The following is a 15,798-nucleotide window of genomic DNA, read 5'->3' as shown; positions in this document are numbered from 1 at the left end:
TAACTTCAAATCCATCGATCCACTTCACTACCTTTATTATAAAGTGAATTTTCTGCATTTAATATAGAGTCAGCTAGAATGTTTGCTATTTATACTTCAGTTTTTAAACGCGAGCGATGTTTGTTTGCTCATAACAAGCTTGCAATGATTCTTCAATTATTGTTAAACCTTCTTCAAGTTGCTCATCTGTAATAACTAAAGGCATTAACACACGGATAACATTTCCATATGTTCCTGCTGATAATAACAGTAACCCACGCTTATTTGCTTCTGCACATAGATTAGCCGTTAACGTTTTGTCAGGTGCTTTCGTCTTACGATCTTGAACGACCTCAAATGCACACATTGCACCTAACCCACGCACATCGCCGATGCAATGATATTTATTTTTCATCTCCTTGAATCGGTTCATTACGACTTTTCCTAATTCTATCGCTCTATCATTTAATTTCTCATTTTCTATTACATCGAGAACAGCTAATGCAGCCGCACATCCTAATGGACTTCCTGCATACGTTCCACCAAGTTCACCTGGTGCAGACTCATTCATAATTTCTTTACGTCCAATGACACCACTTATCGGTACACCAGCACCTAATGATTTAGACACTGTAATTAAATCTGGAACGACATCATAGTGATCAATTGCAAAATATTTTCCTGTACGACTAAAGCCTGTTTGTATTTCATCCGCTACAAATAAGATGCCGTTCTCTGAACAAATGCGGCGTACTTCTTGAACAAATTTCTTACTTGGGACGATAAACCCACCTTCCCCTTGAACAGGTTCCATTACAACAGCTGCAATTGTTTCTGGTGCTACTTCCGATATGAAGAAGTTCTTAAACTCTTCAATAATAAAATCATCATACTGCTCTTCCGTTAATCCCTCTGGGCGACGGTATTCGTATGGAAATGGCGCTTTATATACTTCTGGAGCAAATGGACCAAACCCAAATTTATATGGCTTCACTTTACTTGTCATCGTCATTGTCATTAATGTACGCCCGTGGAAACCTTTAGAAAATGCGATAATACCAGGTCTCTTCGTATATTTACGAGCGATCTTCACCGCGTTCTCAACTGCTTCTGCACCACTATTTAAAAAGAGGACTTGCTTATCGAAACTTCCCGGTGCCAATGCCGCAAGCTTTTCCGCTAATTCAATATATGGCTCATACATCATGACATTAAATCCAGTATGAATGTATTGATCGACTTGTTTATGGAGCGCTTCTTTAACCGTTGGATGACAATGCCCTACGTTAATTGTCCCAATTGCTCCTGCAAAATCAATGTACTGATTACCATCAACATCTGTTACAAGAGCACCATTTGCAGATTGTACAAACGTTGGGATGCCGTTACTTACTCCTTTTGGTACTATATTTTGACGGCGTTCTAATAAAGATGCCGCTTTCGGTCCTGGAATTTGTTCATTTACTTTAGCAAATTTTTTTGTGTTCATTGCGTACCCCATCCTTTTCTTTACATTGTTTTCTCTTTTTATTGCAAAATGTATGCCAACTTTCTTTTCTAGCATTTATCCTATATTCTTTGTATCCAGGCATAAAAAATAAGTCTATAAAGACTTATTAAGAGTCTTTATAGACTTATTTTCCTTACACATTAGACTTTTCTTTCTCCCAGAAAAACTCACCCGATTGAGAAATAAACTCTTCAACAGAATCTAACACTAAATCAGCAAGTGGTTCTAATGTTGGACGGTCTCCCGTACCAGATAGCACCCCAATTGCATAGCAATCGCCATTTTTGGCTAAATGTAAATCAGTTGGCGTATCTCCAACAACCGCAACCTCACATGATGCTAAATTAAATTTCTCACAAAACACTTCTATAATCTTTTTATCTGGTTTTTGCGCAGGGAATGTATCCGAGGCTATAATATAATCAAAAAAGTTCTCCAACTTATATTGTTTTAAAAATAATTCTGTTGGTGCAAAATCATCCGCCGTGACAACCCCTAATATAAATCCTTTATCTTTTAATGCCTGTAACACTTTCGGTAAATCTGCTGTCATTTTCATATGCGAACGATGCTCATACATAAGGGAAAATAACTTCTCACTTACCCAATGATGCATCTCTTCTTCTCTAGCAGACTCAATATAATTACAAAGCCCCTTCGCTACATCAAGGCTTGTTCCAGCAGCTATTGCACTCCTCGGATTAACAAATGCTCCCTCTACACCGATCTCTTCTAATAAGGTCTGCCCTATTGTACTTGGTAAATGATATAAACTTATACATTCAGCTACAAGTTCTTCAGCTACTTTTATCCATATTGAATGAAAATCCATTAATGTCCCATCTTTATCAAATAATATCGCCTTTACCTTCTCCATAGCACCCTACCTCTCATTTCTTATCTCTTCCAGTGTATCAATAAAGTATGGATGTAAAATAAAAGAATTGTAAAAATACCATAAAAATCAAACTAACTCCCAATTTACAATTCATTTTAACAAAGTAAAAAGGATGCCTTTACAGGGCATCCTCTTGATGTTCAGGAACAAATAGTTCTAAACAATGATATATATTTTCGAATTCCATCGGTGCATCTCCACCATACTCACCATCTAAATTAATCATTAGTTTATCTGGTGAATGTACTTTAATTCGGTTCGCTTGTGTATATAACACTTTTGGATTATTAATATGTTCACCACGTTGTGCTTGTGTTGCTGCTTTAATTAAATCAGCGATAGAACCTTTTTTCAGTACTAATAGGTCAAATAACCCATCGTTAATAGATGCATACGGTGCTACCTTTTCAAATCCACCTACTGAACGAGTATTCGTAATTAAAAACATCGTAATTTCTTCTTGTAGTAACTTTCCATCATACTCAATTTCAACATATGTCGGATGCAATGATGGTAACATCTCGATACCTTTTAGGTAATAAGCAAGTTGTCCTAATACTGTCTTTAACTTACTCGGTACTTCGTATGTTAATTCTGTAATACGACCGCCACCAGCGATGTTAATAAAATATGTATCGTTCGCTCTACCAAGGTCTAATGGCACTGTTTTTCCTTCGCAAATAATATCTGCTGCCTCTTCAATAGAACGAGGTACACCAATTGCACGTGCAAAGTCATTTGTCGTTCCAACTGGAATAATTCCAAATTTCGGACGGAATTCATGCCCAACTAAACCGTTTACTACTTCATTTAATGTACCGTCGCCACCAGCCGCAATAACAACATCAAACTTACGATCCGCAGCTTGTCTCGCCGCCACAGTAGCGTCTCCAGGACCCGTTGTCGCATGACAAGATGTCTCATAGCCAGCTTGTTCTAATTTTTGTAATACTTCTGGTAAGCTCTTCTTAAATAGCTCACGCCCAGAAGTAGGATTATAAATAATTCTTGCTCGCTTCATCATTTATTAGCACAGGAAATTTCTTTATATATCGAAAAAGAACATACTGAACTTCTATTCAGTATTCCCATGCCTACCTCCTCTCATCTTGCTATCCTTCTTTTATCCCGCTCAAACAGGCAGTAAGAACCCGATTCGTGTAGTCCATCAAAAGTAAATATTCATTTCAATGGTTTTTTATTTGACTCCAAAATTTATCCCGCTATTTGCGGGCAGTAAATGCCCGATTGGTGAGGGCTAATAATCAATGGTGGATGAACCTCCTACTGATTAAAGTTTCACTTTATTTCTATCCATTCTTCCATAAAAATTTACATATAACGAATAATAACTATCTATTATTTCATGAGATGAAAAAAACCTCTATGTTTAGATTTATCATTATTCCCACCTTTTTGCAACTATCATACCATAGTTGCTATACAAACATTTTTCCACTTTTGACAGTTAATCAAACGTTTGTTTAAACGATTTTGTCTCATTTAAACAAACGTTTGATTAACCTAGAAAAACACCCATGTACGGGTGTTTTTCTGCTTAATCTTTAAAAGTCACTACTATTATCGCTTATTAATCTCTTCAAGTAAGATTTTGTTAACAAGCGGTGGATTTGCTTGTCCTTTTGTAGCTTTCATAATTTGACCAACTAAGAAGCCAATTGCACGGTCTTTACCGTTTTTAAAGTCTTCGATAGATTGCTCATTATTATCAAGAATTTCTGTTACAACTTTACGAAGTGTACCCTCGTCAGAAATTTGAACAAGACCTTTCGCTTTAACGATTTCTTCTGGGTCTCCACCTTTTTCAATTAATTCATTAAATACTTTCTTCGCGATTTTAGAAGAAATTGTACCTTTTTCAATTAATTGAACCATTTTAGATAAACCAGCAGGCGTTAATGCAACGTCTTTTAATTCTTTTTGTTGTTTGTTTAAGTATGCAAGTACTTCACCCATTAACCAGTTCGATGTTAATTTCGCATCAGCACCGTCTGCAACAGTTGCTTCAAAGAAATCAGACATTTCTTTCGTTAATGTTAACACGTGTGCATCATAAGCTGGTAAGCCTAGTTCTGCAACGTAGCGAGCTTTACGTGCATCTGGAAGTTCTGGAATAGAAGCTCGAACTGCTTCTTTCCACTCATCATCGATGTAAAGTTCAACTAAGTCTGGCTCCGGGAAGTAACGGTAATCGTCAGATCCTTCTTTCACACGCATTAAGATTGTTTTCTTCGTTGCTTCATCATAACGACGTGTTTCTTGTTGGATGATGCCACCAGATAACAGTTCTTTTTCTTGGCGCACTTGCTCATGCTCAAGACCTTTTTGTACGTAAGTGAATGAGTTTAAGTTTTTCAGTTCCGCTTTTGTACCGAACTTCTCTTGTCCAACTGGACGAAGAGAAATGTTCGCATCACAACGTAAGGAACCTTCTTCCATCTTACAATCAGATACACCAGTGTATTGAATGATTGATTTTAACTTCTCTAAGTATGCATATGCTTCTTCTGGCGTACGCATATCTGGCTCAGATACGATCTCGATTAAAGGCATACCTTGACGGTTGTAGTCTACTAATGAACCATCAGCTGTATGCGTTGATTTACCAGCATCTTCTTCTAAATGAAGACGTGTAATACCGATACGTTTCTTTTTACCGTCTACTTCGATTTCAATCCAACCATTTTCACCAATTGGCTTATCAAATTGAGAGATTTGGTAAGCTTTCGGGTTATCTGGATAGAAATAGTTTTTACGGTCAAACTTCGTTTCCGTTGCGATTTCACAGTTTAATGCCATTGCAGCTTTCATTGCAAAGTTAACTGCTTCTTTATTTAAAGTAGGAAGTACCCCTGGGTATCCTAAGTCAATTACACTTGTTTGTGTATTTGGCTCCGCTCCGAATTCTGTTGGACTCGCAGAGAAAATTTTCGAATTTGTTTTTAACTCAACGTGAACCTCTAAACCAATAATTGTTTCTAAATTCATCTATGCTCGCCTCCTTACAGACTTGCTTTTTTTGTATGATAGTCTGTTGCTTGCTCAAACGCATGTGCAACGCGGTAAATTGTCGCTTCATCGAAGTGTTTACCAATGATTTGTAGACCAAGTGGCATGTTGTTAGCACCGAATCCACATGGAACAGAAATCGCTGGAACACCCGCTAAGTTTACTGGGATTGTTAAAATGTCATTTGCATACATTGTCATTGGATCATCAACTTTTTCGCCCACTTTAAATGCCGGAGTTGGCGTTGTTGGTCCAATAATAACATCATAGTTAGCAAATACATTTTCAAAGTCGTTTTTAATTAATGTACGTACTTGTTGTGCTTTCTTGTAATATGCATCATAGTAACCAGAGCTAAGTGCAAAAGTACCAAGCATAATACGACGTTTAACTTCATCACCGAAACCTTCACTACGTGTGTTTTTGTAAAGATCTAATAAGTTATTTACATTATCAGAACGAACACCGTAACGCACGCCATCAAAGCGTGAAAGGTTCGCAGATGCTTCAGAAGAAGATAGTAAGTAATACGTTGCTAGAGCGTATTTAGAGTGTGGAAGAGATACTTCCTCCCAAGTTGCGCCCATACCTTCTAATACTTTTAAAGCAGCTAGTACTGACTCACGAGCTTCTTCGCCAACACCTTCGCCTAAGTATTCTTTCGGTACAGCAATGCGTAAACCTTTAACATCGCCTGTTAAACCAGCTAAATAGTTTCCAACTTCAACGTTTGCAGAAGTTGCATCCATGCGGTCAATACCTGAAATAGCTTGTAATAAGTATGCATTGTCTTCGACTGTACGTGTAATCGGTCCGATTTGGTCAAGTGAAGATGCGAATGCTACTAATCCGTAACGAGATACGCGTCCGTAAGTTGGTTTTAAACCTACAACACCGCAATATGCAGCTGGCTGACGGATAGAACCACCCGTATCAGAACCTAGAGAGAATAGTACTTCTCCTGCTGCTACAGCTGCTGCAGAACCACCACTAGATCCGCCCGGAACGTAATCTAAGTTCCATGGGTTTTTCGTAGCGTAGAATCCTGAGTTTTCATTTGAAGAACCCATTGCAAACTCGTCCATGTTTAATTTACCGATTGTAATCGTGTCAGCAGCTTTTAGCTTTTGCACAACTGTCGCATCATAAATTGGATCGAAGTTTGCTAGCATTTTGCTCGCACAAGTTGTACGAAGGCCGTTAGTTACAATGTTATCTTTTACACCAATTGGCATACCGAATAATAAACCATTATCTTCAGCGCCGATTTTTGCATCTAATTCTTTCGCTTTTGCGCGTGCATTTTCTTCATCTAATGTAAGAAAAGCTTTTACGTTATCTTCAACATCCGCAATACGTTTGTAAGATTCTTCTACTAAATCCGTAACGGAAATTTCTTTGTTGTTTAACTTCTTATGTAACTCTGATACTGAATGATCAAATAATGACATCGAAATTCCCCTCCTCTATTCTAATACTGCTGGAACACGGATTTGATTATCTTTGTGATCCGGTGCATTTTTTAATACTTCTTCAACTGGTAAACCTTTTTCTGGTACATCTTCACGCATAACATTTTTCATAGTTAATACATGAGTTGTTGGTTTTACATCTGTTGTATCTAATTCATTTAACTGTTCTGCAAATGTAACAATTGCATCTAGTTGTTTTTGAAATTTTTCTGCTTCTTGATCAGTAATTGCAAGACGTGCTAAATGTGCTACGTGCTTTACATTCTCAACGGAAATTCTTGACACGGCTAGGCCACCTCCATAATATATCGTTCAATCTACAATACTATTGATGATACCAAATTTTCAGTACTTCAAGCAAGTCAACACAGAGTACTTACGCCATTTTTACATAAAAAAAGAAAGGCAAATGCCTTTCTTTACAATTTACTCTTTATCTAACGTTTTATTTTTCGGAAATCTCTCGTTATCTTCTTCATTATCACGAATTGTTTTTTGTAATACAAAACAAGACATCGTTAAAAATAATGTTCCAATTAAATAGTATCCTTTTACACTAAGCGTTTCATCTAACGTATAAATCCCAATTAGCATACCTGAAAGCGCACAAACAAATGAAGTCCATGCTAAAAACGTGAACGCTTGCGTATTACGTCTTCTCATCGTTCTCCCCCTCGTTAGCTGTATACCCATTATAGATAAGTATATTTACCATGATGGATTTTTATGTAAATTCTAGTTTTATATTTATAAATCTACCATAAAAGAATACTATTTTAAAGAAAGTTTTCTGCCTAATCTGAAAAAACAATTAAAATCATTGACAATTATTTCTATTCTACATAAAATAAATATTACGAACCTCGAAATATACGGGAGTGGAATTAATTGTTGCAATATGAACATTTTTTAGACTTACTGCTAGATAACGCCAAGAAACTTTTCTATCCTGAAGAATGGGTAAGCCTAGATTTAACACTTTCTAAAACAGAAGTATTTTGTTTACTTTGGATGGAACGAAATACAGATATTACAATGACGAAAATTGCTGATCTTCTTGATATACCGATGAGTACAACAACGGGCGTTGTAAATCGCCTTGTAAAAAAGGGATATATTGAACGCTACCGTGATGAAAATGACCGACGTATTGTATTAATTCGGTTAACAGAAAACGGCGTAATGCTCGTTCAAGAAGTAAAACAAAATGCGGCCCATTACTTTAGCTTAGTAACAGAAGCATTATCAGAAGAAGAAAAAGCATTCTTACTACAAATCTTCCAAAAAATCATGAATCACATCGCTACGTCACAGCGAAAAACAGAAGAAAAGATTTCTACACCTAAAATGAAAAACATTCCGATTGAATAAAACCCTATCTGGGTTTTTATTCAATCATTTACTTCGACACTCGTAATATTCGACATTCGAAACAAAGGGGATATGAATGATGAGAATTATCTTGTATACAGGTAAAGGCGGCGTAGGAAAAACTAGCATTTCAGCAGCAACAGCAATTCAAAGTGCGAAACAAGGATTAAAAACATTAGTAATGAGCACAGATCCTGCTCATAGTTTAGGAGATTCATTTGGTATAAGGCTATCTTCTGAACCACTAGAAATTCGTGAAAATTTGTGGGCACAAGAAATTAATACGATTTATGAAATGGAAAAAGGCTGGGGAAAATTACAGAAATATATTACACTACTCTTCACTTCCAAAGCAGCTGATGATATTACAACAGAAGAGTTAACGATGTTTCCTGGTATGGAAGATTTAATTAGCCTACTTCGCGTACTCGATTATTATAAACAAAACACATATGATGTTATTATCATTGATTGTGCTCCAACAGGAGAAACATTAGCAATGCTAAGCTTTCCAGACATGCTCGGCTGGTGGATGGAAAAATTATTTCCTATTAAAAGAAAAGTTTTAAAAGTCGTTCGTCCTGTAGCTCAACCACTCCTTGGTGTCCCTCTTCCAACCGACGATATTATGGACGAATTAACAAGTACACTTGAACAGCTCGGAGAAATGAGAGATATTTTATCAAATCGAGAAGTAACAAGTATCCGCATCGTTGTAAATCCTGAAAAAATGGTCATTAAAGAAGCCCAGCGCAGCTTTACTTATTTGAATTTATACGATTATAACGTAGATGCCATTATGATTAACCGCGTCATCCCTAACACTGTCACCGATCCTTATTTTCAGGCATGGAAAGATACACAGAAGAAATATAAAACATTAATTAAAGATAGTTTTCAACCCCTTCCTATTTACGAAGCTCCAATGTTTGAACAAGAAGTTGTTGGTTTGTCTATGTTAGAACGTGTAGGAGATTCTTTATTTAAAACTGATCATTCCCCTACAGAAGTGAAATTTAACGGGCGCACTCAATATGTAAAAAAGGATGGCGATGAGTATATTTTCGTTCTGTCCATTCCCTTCTCAAACAAAAGTGAACTTTCCTTAAATCAAAAAGGTGATGAACTTATTATTCGAGCTGGTTCTGTTAAACGGAACATCACGTTACCAAAAACATTAACACACCTTTCTATTCAAGGAGCAAAATTTGAAGAAGATGTACTAAATATTCGGTTTGGAGGTGTAGTACATGCATGAGGAATTACTACGAAGGGTAATTCGTACAAAAGTAAAAGTCGGGATGCATATATTAGAAGAGCTACCTAATCCCATCCAGCATTCAGCTAAGCAAATATTAAATATTTTACAAGAGGAACTAGCTGCTTATCCGAAAGAACAAGAGCATCATGAAGTTAATTTAAAAAATATCATAATTGAATAACTATCTCTGTATAGAGGGCCTTTTTTAGGCTTTCTATACTTTATTGGAGTGATGTAAATTGATGAAAAAACATCCCACTACTATATTCTGGATCATTCCCTTATTATTTTTCATTCATAACCTTGAAGAAGCTTTCCAAATGCCACAATACCTTGCTAATCAATTTTCAATCCGTCTTATAACTAGCCAACAATTTTTCATTGCCATTTCCGTATTAACAATCTTTGTATTACTTATCGTCTTTCTATATCAACTTAACTTCTTGTCTTCTATATGCTGGATTATTTTTATACAAGGGGCCATCTTCTTCAACTCTGTTCAACATATTATTTTGTTTTTCATTTATCGCTCCTATAACCCCGGCGTAATATCAGCATTTTTCATTACTCTCTTTTCTATTTTCTTTTTTTTATCAAAAAAACACTTAATTCATCCAAAGCAATTCGTAATTACACTCCTTTTCAGCTTATTTTCTTATCCCATTATAATTTGGATTACCTTACTGTTCGCTAGCTACTTTCATTCATAAAAAAAGACCAGGAAAACTCCTGGTCTATCACTCTACTTAACAAACATTGGATTCTATGTTATACAAAATTGGAAAGTACAGAATTAGGGTTTGTTTGTTAAGTTTATATGTTGAACGAACTAACAGCGGAGGGGTTCCTTCTGTTAGTCCATTAAACCCAATGATTATTTTACGATTTTTTCAAGCTCATCAAGTGAAAGATCTACTGAAATGGAACCATCATTTGTTTCTTTCTTAATTGCGTCTGTTACTTCTTTTGAATGATATAGTTCAATTACTTTTTTCAATGTTGGATCATCTTTATCTTTCGTACGAGCTGCAAAAATATTAATATATGGCTTCGCATTTGCATTCTTTGGATCTTCTAAGAAAATAGGATCCTTAGCTGGATCTAATCCAGCTTGACCAGCAACACCGTTATTAATAACTGATGCCGCTACATCTTTTAACACACGAGGTGTTTGCTGTGCGATAACCGGTGTAATTTTTAATTTCTTCGGATTTTCAGCAATACCACTTGGATCTCCAAATAGACCAAAGTCTTTTTTAAGCTTTAATAATCCAGCTGCATCAAGAAGTTTTAATGCCCGTGCTTGGTTCGTTGGATCGTTTGGAATTGCAATTTCTGAACCATCTGGGATTTCATTTGCTTTCTTATATTTTTCAGAGTATAAACCCATTGGCGCAATTTGCGTTGTACCAACAGCTGTAATATCTAACTTATGCTCTTTTTTAAATTGCTCTAAGAAAGCAATATGCTGGAATGAGTTTAATTCAATATCTCCATCAGCTAACGCTTTATTTGGCGTTGTGTAATCAGAGAACTCCACCAGTTTAATCTTAATCCCTTCTTTTTCAGCTTTTTTCTTCAAAATTTCCCAAGCGTCTCCATCCGTTCCAGTTACACCGACGCGAACTACTTTTTCTTTCGCTCCTGCACCCGTGTCTCCACTTGAGCAGCCGCTTAATGCTGAGACTCCTACAATCGCTGATAATGCAAATGCTAAAATTTTCTTCATTTTCTTTTCCTCTCTTCCTTTTTATGATCTGCGTAACAAGACTTTCGCAAAGTAGTTTCCTAAATTTTGAGCTATCTGTACGAGAATGATAAGTAACACGACCGTTACGAACATAACTGATGTATCAAAACGTTGATAACCATATGTCATTGCCAAGTCACCAAGACCGCCACCACCGACAAGCCCAGCAACTGCAGAGAATTCAATTAAACCAACTGTCATAAATGTGACACCTAAGATTAATGGTGCTAACGCTTCTGGTACAAGGATTTCAAAAACAATTCTAATTGGCGAGGCGCCCATTGCTTGCGCTGCTTCAATTACTCCTTTCGGAACGGAAACAAGGTTTGTTTCAACCATTCTAGCAATACCAATTGATGCGACTAACGTCATCGGGAAAATTGCCGCTGCTGTTCCAATCGTCGTTCCGATAACACTTCTTGTTAGTGGACTTAAGGCTACTAAAAAGATAATGAATGGTACCGGACGAATTGTATTAATTATGATGTTAAGAATAGAAAAGACCCATTTATTTTCTAAAAAGTTTCCTTTTCTCGTTACATATAAAAGTAAACCTAGAGGTATACCCAGAATTGTAGCAAATATAAGGGTTACAATTACCATTAAGAGGGTATCCCCCGTCGCATCTAGTATACGCGGCCAAAATATACTCCAATCAACTCGCATGAGCTTCTACCTCCTTCAGCTGCACTTGCAGTCTTAGATGTTGTAATGCTTTTTGAATTTCCCTCTGCTCACCTTGCAACTCTACAAGAAGATTTCCAAATAGCACATTTTGAAGTTCAATAATATTTCCGTACAGTACATTTACATCGACGTTATAGTTTTTTGCGATATATGATAGTACCGGCTGTCCTGTCTCCTCACCAGTAAATGTTAGACGATAAATTTGACCACCATTTTGAATTTTCGCTAGAACACTTTCCGGTAAATGATCATTAATGACAGAACGTACAAAGTTTTGAGTCGTCTTTGTTTTTGGTTGTGTGAAAACATCAAACAGTTTTCCTTCTTCAATAACTTTTCCCTTCTCCATTACAGCTACACGGTGACAAATTTCTTTCACAACATGCATTTCATGTGTAATAAGAAGAATTGTTAAATTGTATTCTCGATTTACTTTCTTTAATAAGTTTAGAATTTCTGTCGTTGTTTCTGGATCTAAGGCTGATGTTGCCTCATCACATATAAGAATATCTGGCGATGTCGCAAGTGCTCTAGCAATGCCCACACGCTGCTTTTGTCCACCTGATAGCTGCTCTGGGTAATAGTTTGCTTTATCTTCTAACCCTACAAACTTCAGCAGTTCATTTACTCTTTTTTTTATCTCATTCTTTGGTACTTTCGCTAACTTTAATGGATAAGCAATATTTCCAAATACTGTTCTTGAATTAAATAAATTAAAACTTTGAAAAATCATTCCAATTCTTTGTCTCAGTTTACGTAATTCTTTCGTCGATAATGATGTAATATCTTTATCATCTATTGAAATCGTTCCTGCCGTCGGTCTCTCTAACATATTTACTAAGCGTAATAACGTACTCTTTCCAGCGCCACTAAAACCGATAATGCCAAAAATTTCGCCTTTCTCAACTGATAATGTTACATCCTCCACCGCATGAACAGATTGGCCAGCTGATTCATACACTTTACTTACATTGTTAAAAGAAATCATTTTTTTCCCTCCTATATGCTGTAAAAACTTGAAGCAGAGCTTTCGAGGTAAAATAAAAAGTGCCCTCCTTCTTATCAACCATAAAGATAAGAAGGAGAGCACTTATATGTACTCGTTCACATCTTCTCATCTTCCAAGCCTTTATATGGCTTGCTGGAGTTAGCACGGTATTAAAAAACCCGTTGCTGAGGTATCGTAGGGCCAGTCCCTCCACCTCTCTGGATAAGAATGTATCGATTTAATTGTCGTTTAATTAATTCTCATTATAGAACTCAGAATAATAAGAGTCAATACATTTTTTAGAAAAATATTAATTATTCCTTTATTAAAATTTTCAGATGAATATTCATCTGAAAAATAGTAACTTTCAAGGTTATTTAAAATTCTTCTTCCTCATATTTTTAAACAGGAGAATCCTCTCTACGAATTGAATAAATTTATTTGAATATGAAACTCGGAGGAAGATAAATATATGAAAACAGCTCTTTTACTCGTCGATATTCAAAACGATTATTTTCCAAATGGAAAGATGGAATTGCGTAATCCAGTAGAAGCAAGCGAATATGCTAATCAGTTATTACAACACTTTAGAACAAACAGCGAACCTATTTTTCATATCCAACACGTAGCTATAAAAGATGACGCTACTTTTTTCCTACCTAATACAGAAGGTGTACATATTCATGAAAGCGTACGTCCACTTAGAGAAGAAACAGTTATAGTCAAACATTATCCAAATAGCTTCCGAGAAACTAATCTTCTAGAGCAATTAAAACGTTTAAATATTGAACATGTCGTTGTATGCGGGATGATGACTCATATGTGTATCGATGCAACAGTAAGGGCTGCATTCGATTTTGGCTTTCAATGTACCGTTATACATGACGCTTGTGCTACAAAAGACCTTTCTTTTAAGAACGCTACTATACCAGCTGTTTATATTCACAATACAATTTTAGCTAGTTTAAATGGCGTATATGCAAATGTAATAAGCACGCAAGAATTTTTAGCTACATAAAAAAACACTCCTTTCAGTGAGCAAAACTGAAAGGAGTGTTCCTTGTCGAACCATAGATTTTCTTTCAAATTGTATTATACAGGAAATTCTCAAAATGAATACTAAAAAATATGACTAATAAGTCAACTTTTCTCATCATTTTATTTCTGTTCACATGTTTATCACGCTATTAATAGGTTTTAGCTCATTCTCTTCGAACGACGGTAATATATGGGGGTTCAATTTTAAAAGGAGCTCTTCACATTCTGTGAAGAGCTCCTCTACTATTTCTTATAAAGTTTCAGAAGTAGTTTTTGCTTGCATGTGAAGTGCTAAGTAATCAGGTCCACCAGCTTTAGAGTCTGTACCAGACATGTTAAAGCCACCGAATGGTTGGTAACCTACGATTGCACCAGTACATCCACGGTTGAAGTATAAGTTACCAACGTGGAAGTCTTCGCGTGCTTTTTCAATATGGTCACGGTTGTTAGTAATAACAGCACCTGTTAAACCGTATTCCGTATTGTTTGCAATTGCAAGTGCATGATCAAAGTCTTTCGCTTTACAGAATGCTACTACTGGTCCGAAGATTTCTTCTTTCATTAAGCGAGCATCTTCTGCAACGTCAGCAACGATTGTTGGTTGGATGAACCAGCCTTTAGAATCGTCTCCTTCGCCACCTGCTAAGATTCTACCTTCTTCTTTACCAATTGCAACATAGCTCATTACTTTATCAAATGCAGCTTGGTCATTAACAGGACCCATGTTTGTACCTAATACTGCTGGGTTAGCAACTTTTAATTCTTTTGTTAATTCAACAGCACGATTTAATACGTGATCGTATACATCTTCATGGATTACTGCACGAGAACATGCAGAACATTTTTGTCCTGAGAATCCGAATGCTGATGCAACGATAGACTTAGCTGCTAATTCAAGATCTGCTTCTTTATCAACAACGATTGTATCTTTACCGCCCATTTCAGCGATAACACGTTTTAACCAAATTTGTCCTGGGTTTACTTTCGCTGCACGCTCGTAGATACGGATACCTACATCACGAGATCCCGTGAAGCTTACGAAACGTGTACGAGGATGATCTACTAAGTAGTCACCAACTTCAGAACCGTTACCTGGAACGAAGTTTACTACGCCAGCTGGTAAGCCAGCTTCTTCTAATACTTCCATAAATTTCGCTGCTACTACAGGAGTTGTACTAGCTGGTTTTAGTAATACTGTGTTACCAGAAACTAAAGCAGCTGTTGTCATACCTGCCATAATTGCGAATGGGAAGTTCCAAGGAGAAATGATAACACCTACTCCTAATGGAATGTAAGAGAAACGATTATATTCAATTGGACGGCTTTCTACTGGAATACCGTCTTTTAATTTTAACATTTGACGACCATAATATTCCATAAAGTCGATTGCTTCTGCTGTATCAGCATCTGCCTCATTCCATGGCTTACCTGCTTCTTTTACAAGAATAGCAGAGAATTCATGTTTTCTGCGACGAACGATTGCTGCAGCACGGAATAAAATGTCTGCACGCATTTCTGGCTTTGATTTTCTCCAAGTTTGGAATGTTTCATCCGCTACTTGCATTGCTTTTTCAGCTAACTCACGGCTTGCTTTTGAAACACGACCAACAAGTTCCTCTTTATTTGCAGGGTTTACAGAAACAATTTTGTCTTCTGTAGTGATTTTTTCTCCCCCAATAATTAATGGATAGTCTTGTCCAAGATAAGATTCTACTTTCTTTAAACCTTCTTCAAACGCTAATTTGTTAGCCTCCACTGAAAAATCTGTAAATGGCTCATGTTTGTATGCTACTACCATTTTTTTAGCCTCCCCT

General features: G+C 36.5%; 15 protein-coding genes, 1 pseudogene and 1 riboswitch. Of the genes and pseudogenes, 5 read left to right on the top strand and 11 right to left on the bottom strand.

Annotated elements, in window-relative coordinates:
• Window positions 1–103 precede the first annotated feature (103 nt).
• From gabT to EBQ15_RS22375, 7 genes are all read right to left on the bottom strand, one after another.
• Entirely contained in the window at window positions 104–1,468 is a 1,365-nt protein-coding gene (gene gabT, locus EBQ15_RS22405) for a 4-aminobutyrate--2-oxoglutarate transaminase (RefSeq protein ID WP_016117078.1), read from the bottom strand.
• 154 nt (window positions 1,469–1,622) lie between these two features.
• Window positions 1,623–2,366, bottom strand: a complete 744-nt coding sequence (locus EBQ15_RS22400; RefSeq protein WP_000416659.1) for an HAD family hydrolase — start codon at window positions 2,364–2,366, stop codon at window positions 1,623–1,625.
• A 139-nt stretch (window positions 2,367–2,505) separates the two neighbouring features.
• Window positions 2,506–3,411, bottom strand: coding sequence for a diacylglycerol kinase (locus EBQ15_RS22395; RefSeq protein WP_000977679.1), 906 nt, complete (start codon window positions 3,409–3,411; stop codon window positions 2,506–2,508).
• Between the two features lie 557 nt (window positions 3,412–3,968).
• A complete protein-coding gene (gene gatB / locus EBQ15_RS22390; protein WP_001047685.1) occupies window positions 3,969–5,396 on the bottom strand; it encodes an Asp-tRNA(Asn)/Glu-tRNA(Gln) amidotransferase subunit GatB in 1,428 nt (475 codons plus the stop codon).
• Window positions 5,397–5,410: 14 nt separating this feature from the next.
• On the bottom strand, window positions 5,411–6,868 hold the full coding sequence (gene gatA, locus EBQ15_RS22385; protein WP_000051441.1) for an Asp-tRNA(Asn)/Glu-tRNA(Gln) amidotransferase subunit GatA: 1,458 nt from the start codon (window positions 6,866–6,868) through the stop codon (window positions 5,411–5,413).
• 15 nt (window positions 6,869–6,883) lie between these two features.
• Window positions 6,884–7,174 (bottom strand): Asp-tRNA(Asn)/Glu-tRNA(Gln) amidotransferase subunit GatC, encoded by a 291-nt coding sequence (gatC, locus tag EBQ15_RS22380; RefSeq protein ID WP_000086999.1) that lies wholly within the window; start codon window positions 7,172–7,174, stop codon window positions 6,884–6,886.
• A 141-nt stretch (window positions 7,175–7,315) separates the two neighbouring features.
• Complete coding sequence (locus EBQ15_RS22375) at window positions 7,316–7,552, bottom strand: YiaA/YiaB family inner membrane protein (RefSeq protein ID WP_001254395.1); 237 nt, start codon at window positions 7,550–7,552, stop codon at window positions 7,316–7,318.
• A gap of 225 nt (window positions 7,553–7,777) precedes the next feature.
• On the opposite strand from EBQ15_RS22375, the gene EBQ15_RS22370 reads away from it, so the two are divergent.
• From EBQ15_RS22370 to EBQ15_RS22355, 4 genes are all read left to right on the top strand, one after another.
• Window positions 7,778–8,260 (top strand): MarR family winged helix-turn-helix transcriptional regulator, encoded by a 483-nt coding sequence (locus tag EBQ15_RS22370; RefSeq protein WP_000942484.1) that lies wholly within the window; start codon window positions 7,778–7,780, stop codon window positions 8,258–8,260.
• A 76-nt stretch (window positions 8,261–8,336) separates the two neighbouring features.
• Complete coding sequence (locus EBQ15_RS22365; RefSeq protein ID WP_016117076.1) at window positions 8,337–9,518, top strand: ArsA family ATPase; 1,182 nt, start codon at window positions 8,337–8,339, stop codon at window positions 9,516–9,518.
• Complete coding sequence (locus tag EBQ15_RS22360) at window positions 9,511–9,702, top strand: DUF3926 domain-containing protein (RefSeq protein ID WP_000544104.1); 192 nt, start codon at window positions 9,511–9,513, stop codon at window positions 9,700–9,702. The genes EBQ15_RS22365 and EBQ15_RS22360 overlap by 8 nt, the downstream gene beginning before the upstream one ends.
• Before the next feature lie 61 nt (window positions 9,703–9,763).
• A complete protein-coding gene (locus tag EBQ15_RS22355) occupies window positions 9,764–10,231 on the top strand; it encodes an HXXEE domain-containing protein (RefSeq protein WP_016117075.1) in 468 nt (155 codons plus the stop codon).
• A 164-nt stretch (window positions 10,232–10,395) separates the two neighbouring features.
• On the opposite strand, the gene EBQ15_RS22350 is transcribed toward EBQ15_RS22355, so the two are convergent.
• From EBQ15_RS22350 to EBQ15_RS22340, 3 genes are read right to left on the bottom strand one after another with little or no spacing between them, the layout of a single operon-like run.
• Window positions 10,396–11,250 (bottom strand): MetQ/NlpA family ABC transporter substrate-binding protein, encoded by an 855-nt coding sequence (locus tag EBQ15_RS22350; RefSeq protein ID WP_000721593.1) that lies wholly within the window; start codon window positions 11,248–11,250, stop codon window positions 10,396–10,398.
• A gap of 21 nt (window positions 11,251–11,271) precedes the next feature.
• Window positions 11,272–11,937: a methionine ABC transporter permease gene (locus EBQ15_RS22345; protein WP_001261865.1), complete on the bottom strand. Its 666-nt coding sequence runs from the start codon at window positions 11,935–11,937 to the stop codon at window positions 11,272–11,274.
• The gene (locus tag EBQ15_RS22340; protein ID WP_000622972.1) at window positions 11,927–12,946 is read right to left on the bottom strand and encodes a methionine ABC transporter ATP-binding protein; all 1,020 of its coding nucleotides are present in this window, start codon (window positions 12,944–12,946) and stop codon (window positions 11,927–11,929) included. The genes EBQ15_RS22345 and EBQ15_RS22340 overlap by 11 nt, the downstream gene beginning before the upstream one ends.
• Before the next feature lie 123 nt (window positions 12,947–13,069).
• A riboswitch (SAM riboswitch) is annotated at window positions 13,070–13,175 on the bottom strand.
• 243 nt (window positions 13,176–13,418) lie between these two features.
• On the opposite strand from EBQ15_RS22340, the pseudogene EBQ15_RS22330 reads away from it, so the two are divergent.
• A pseudogene (locus EBQ15_RS22330) lies at window positions 13,419–13,984 on the top strand (cysteine hydrolase family protein).
• 250 nt (window positions 13,985–14,234) lie between these two features.
• Here the strand turns inward: EBQ15_RS22330 and pruA are convergent.
• Window positions 14,235–15,782, bottom strand: a complete 1,548-nt coding sequence (pruA, locus tag EBQ15_RS22325) for an L-glutamate gamma-semialdehyde dehydrogenase (RefSeq protein WP_000259552.1) — start codon at window positions 15,780–15,782, stop codon at window positions 14,235–14,237.
• Window positions 15,783–15,798: the final 16 nt, after the last annotated feature.

Origin of the sequence: Bacillus sp. 2D03 (assembly GCF_003946765.1) — a bacterium.
GTDB lineage: Bacteria > Bacillota > Bacilli > Bacillales > Bacillaceae_G > Bacillus_A > Bacillus_A cereus.
This window is presented reverse-complemented; position numbering and strand designations above follow the sequence as displayed.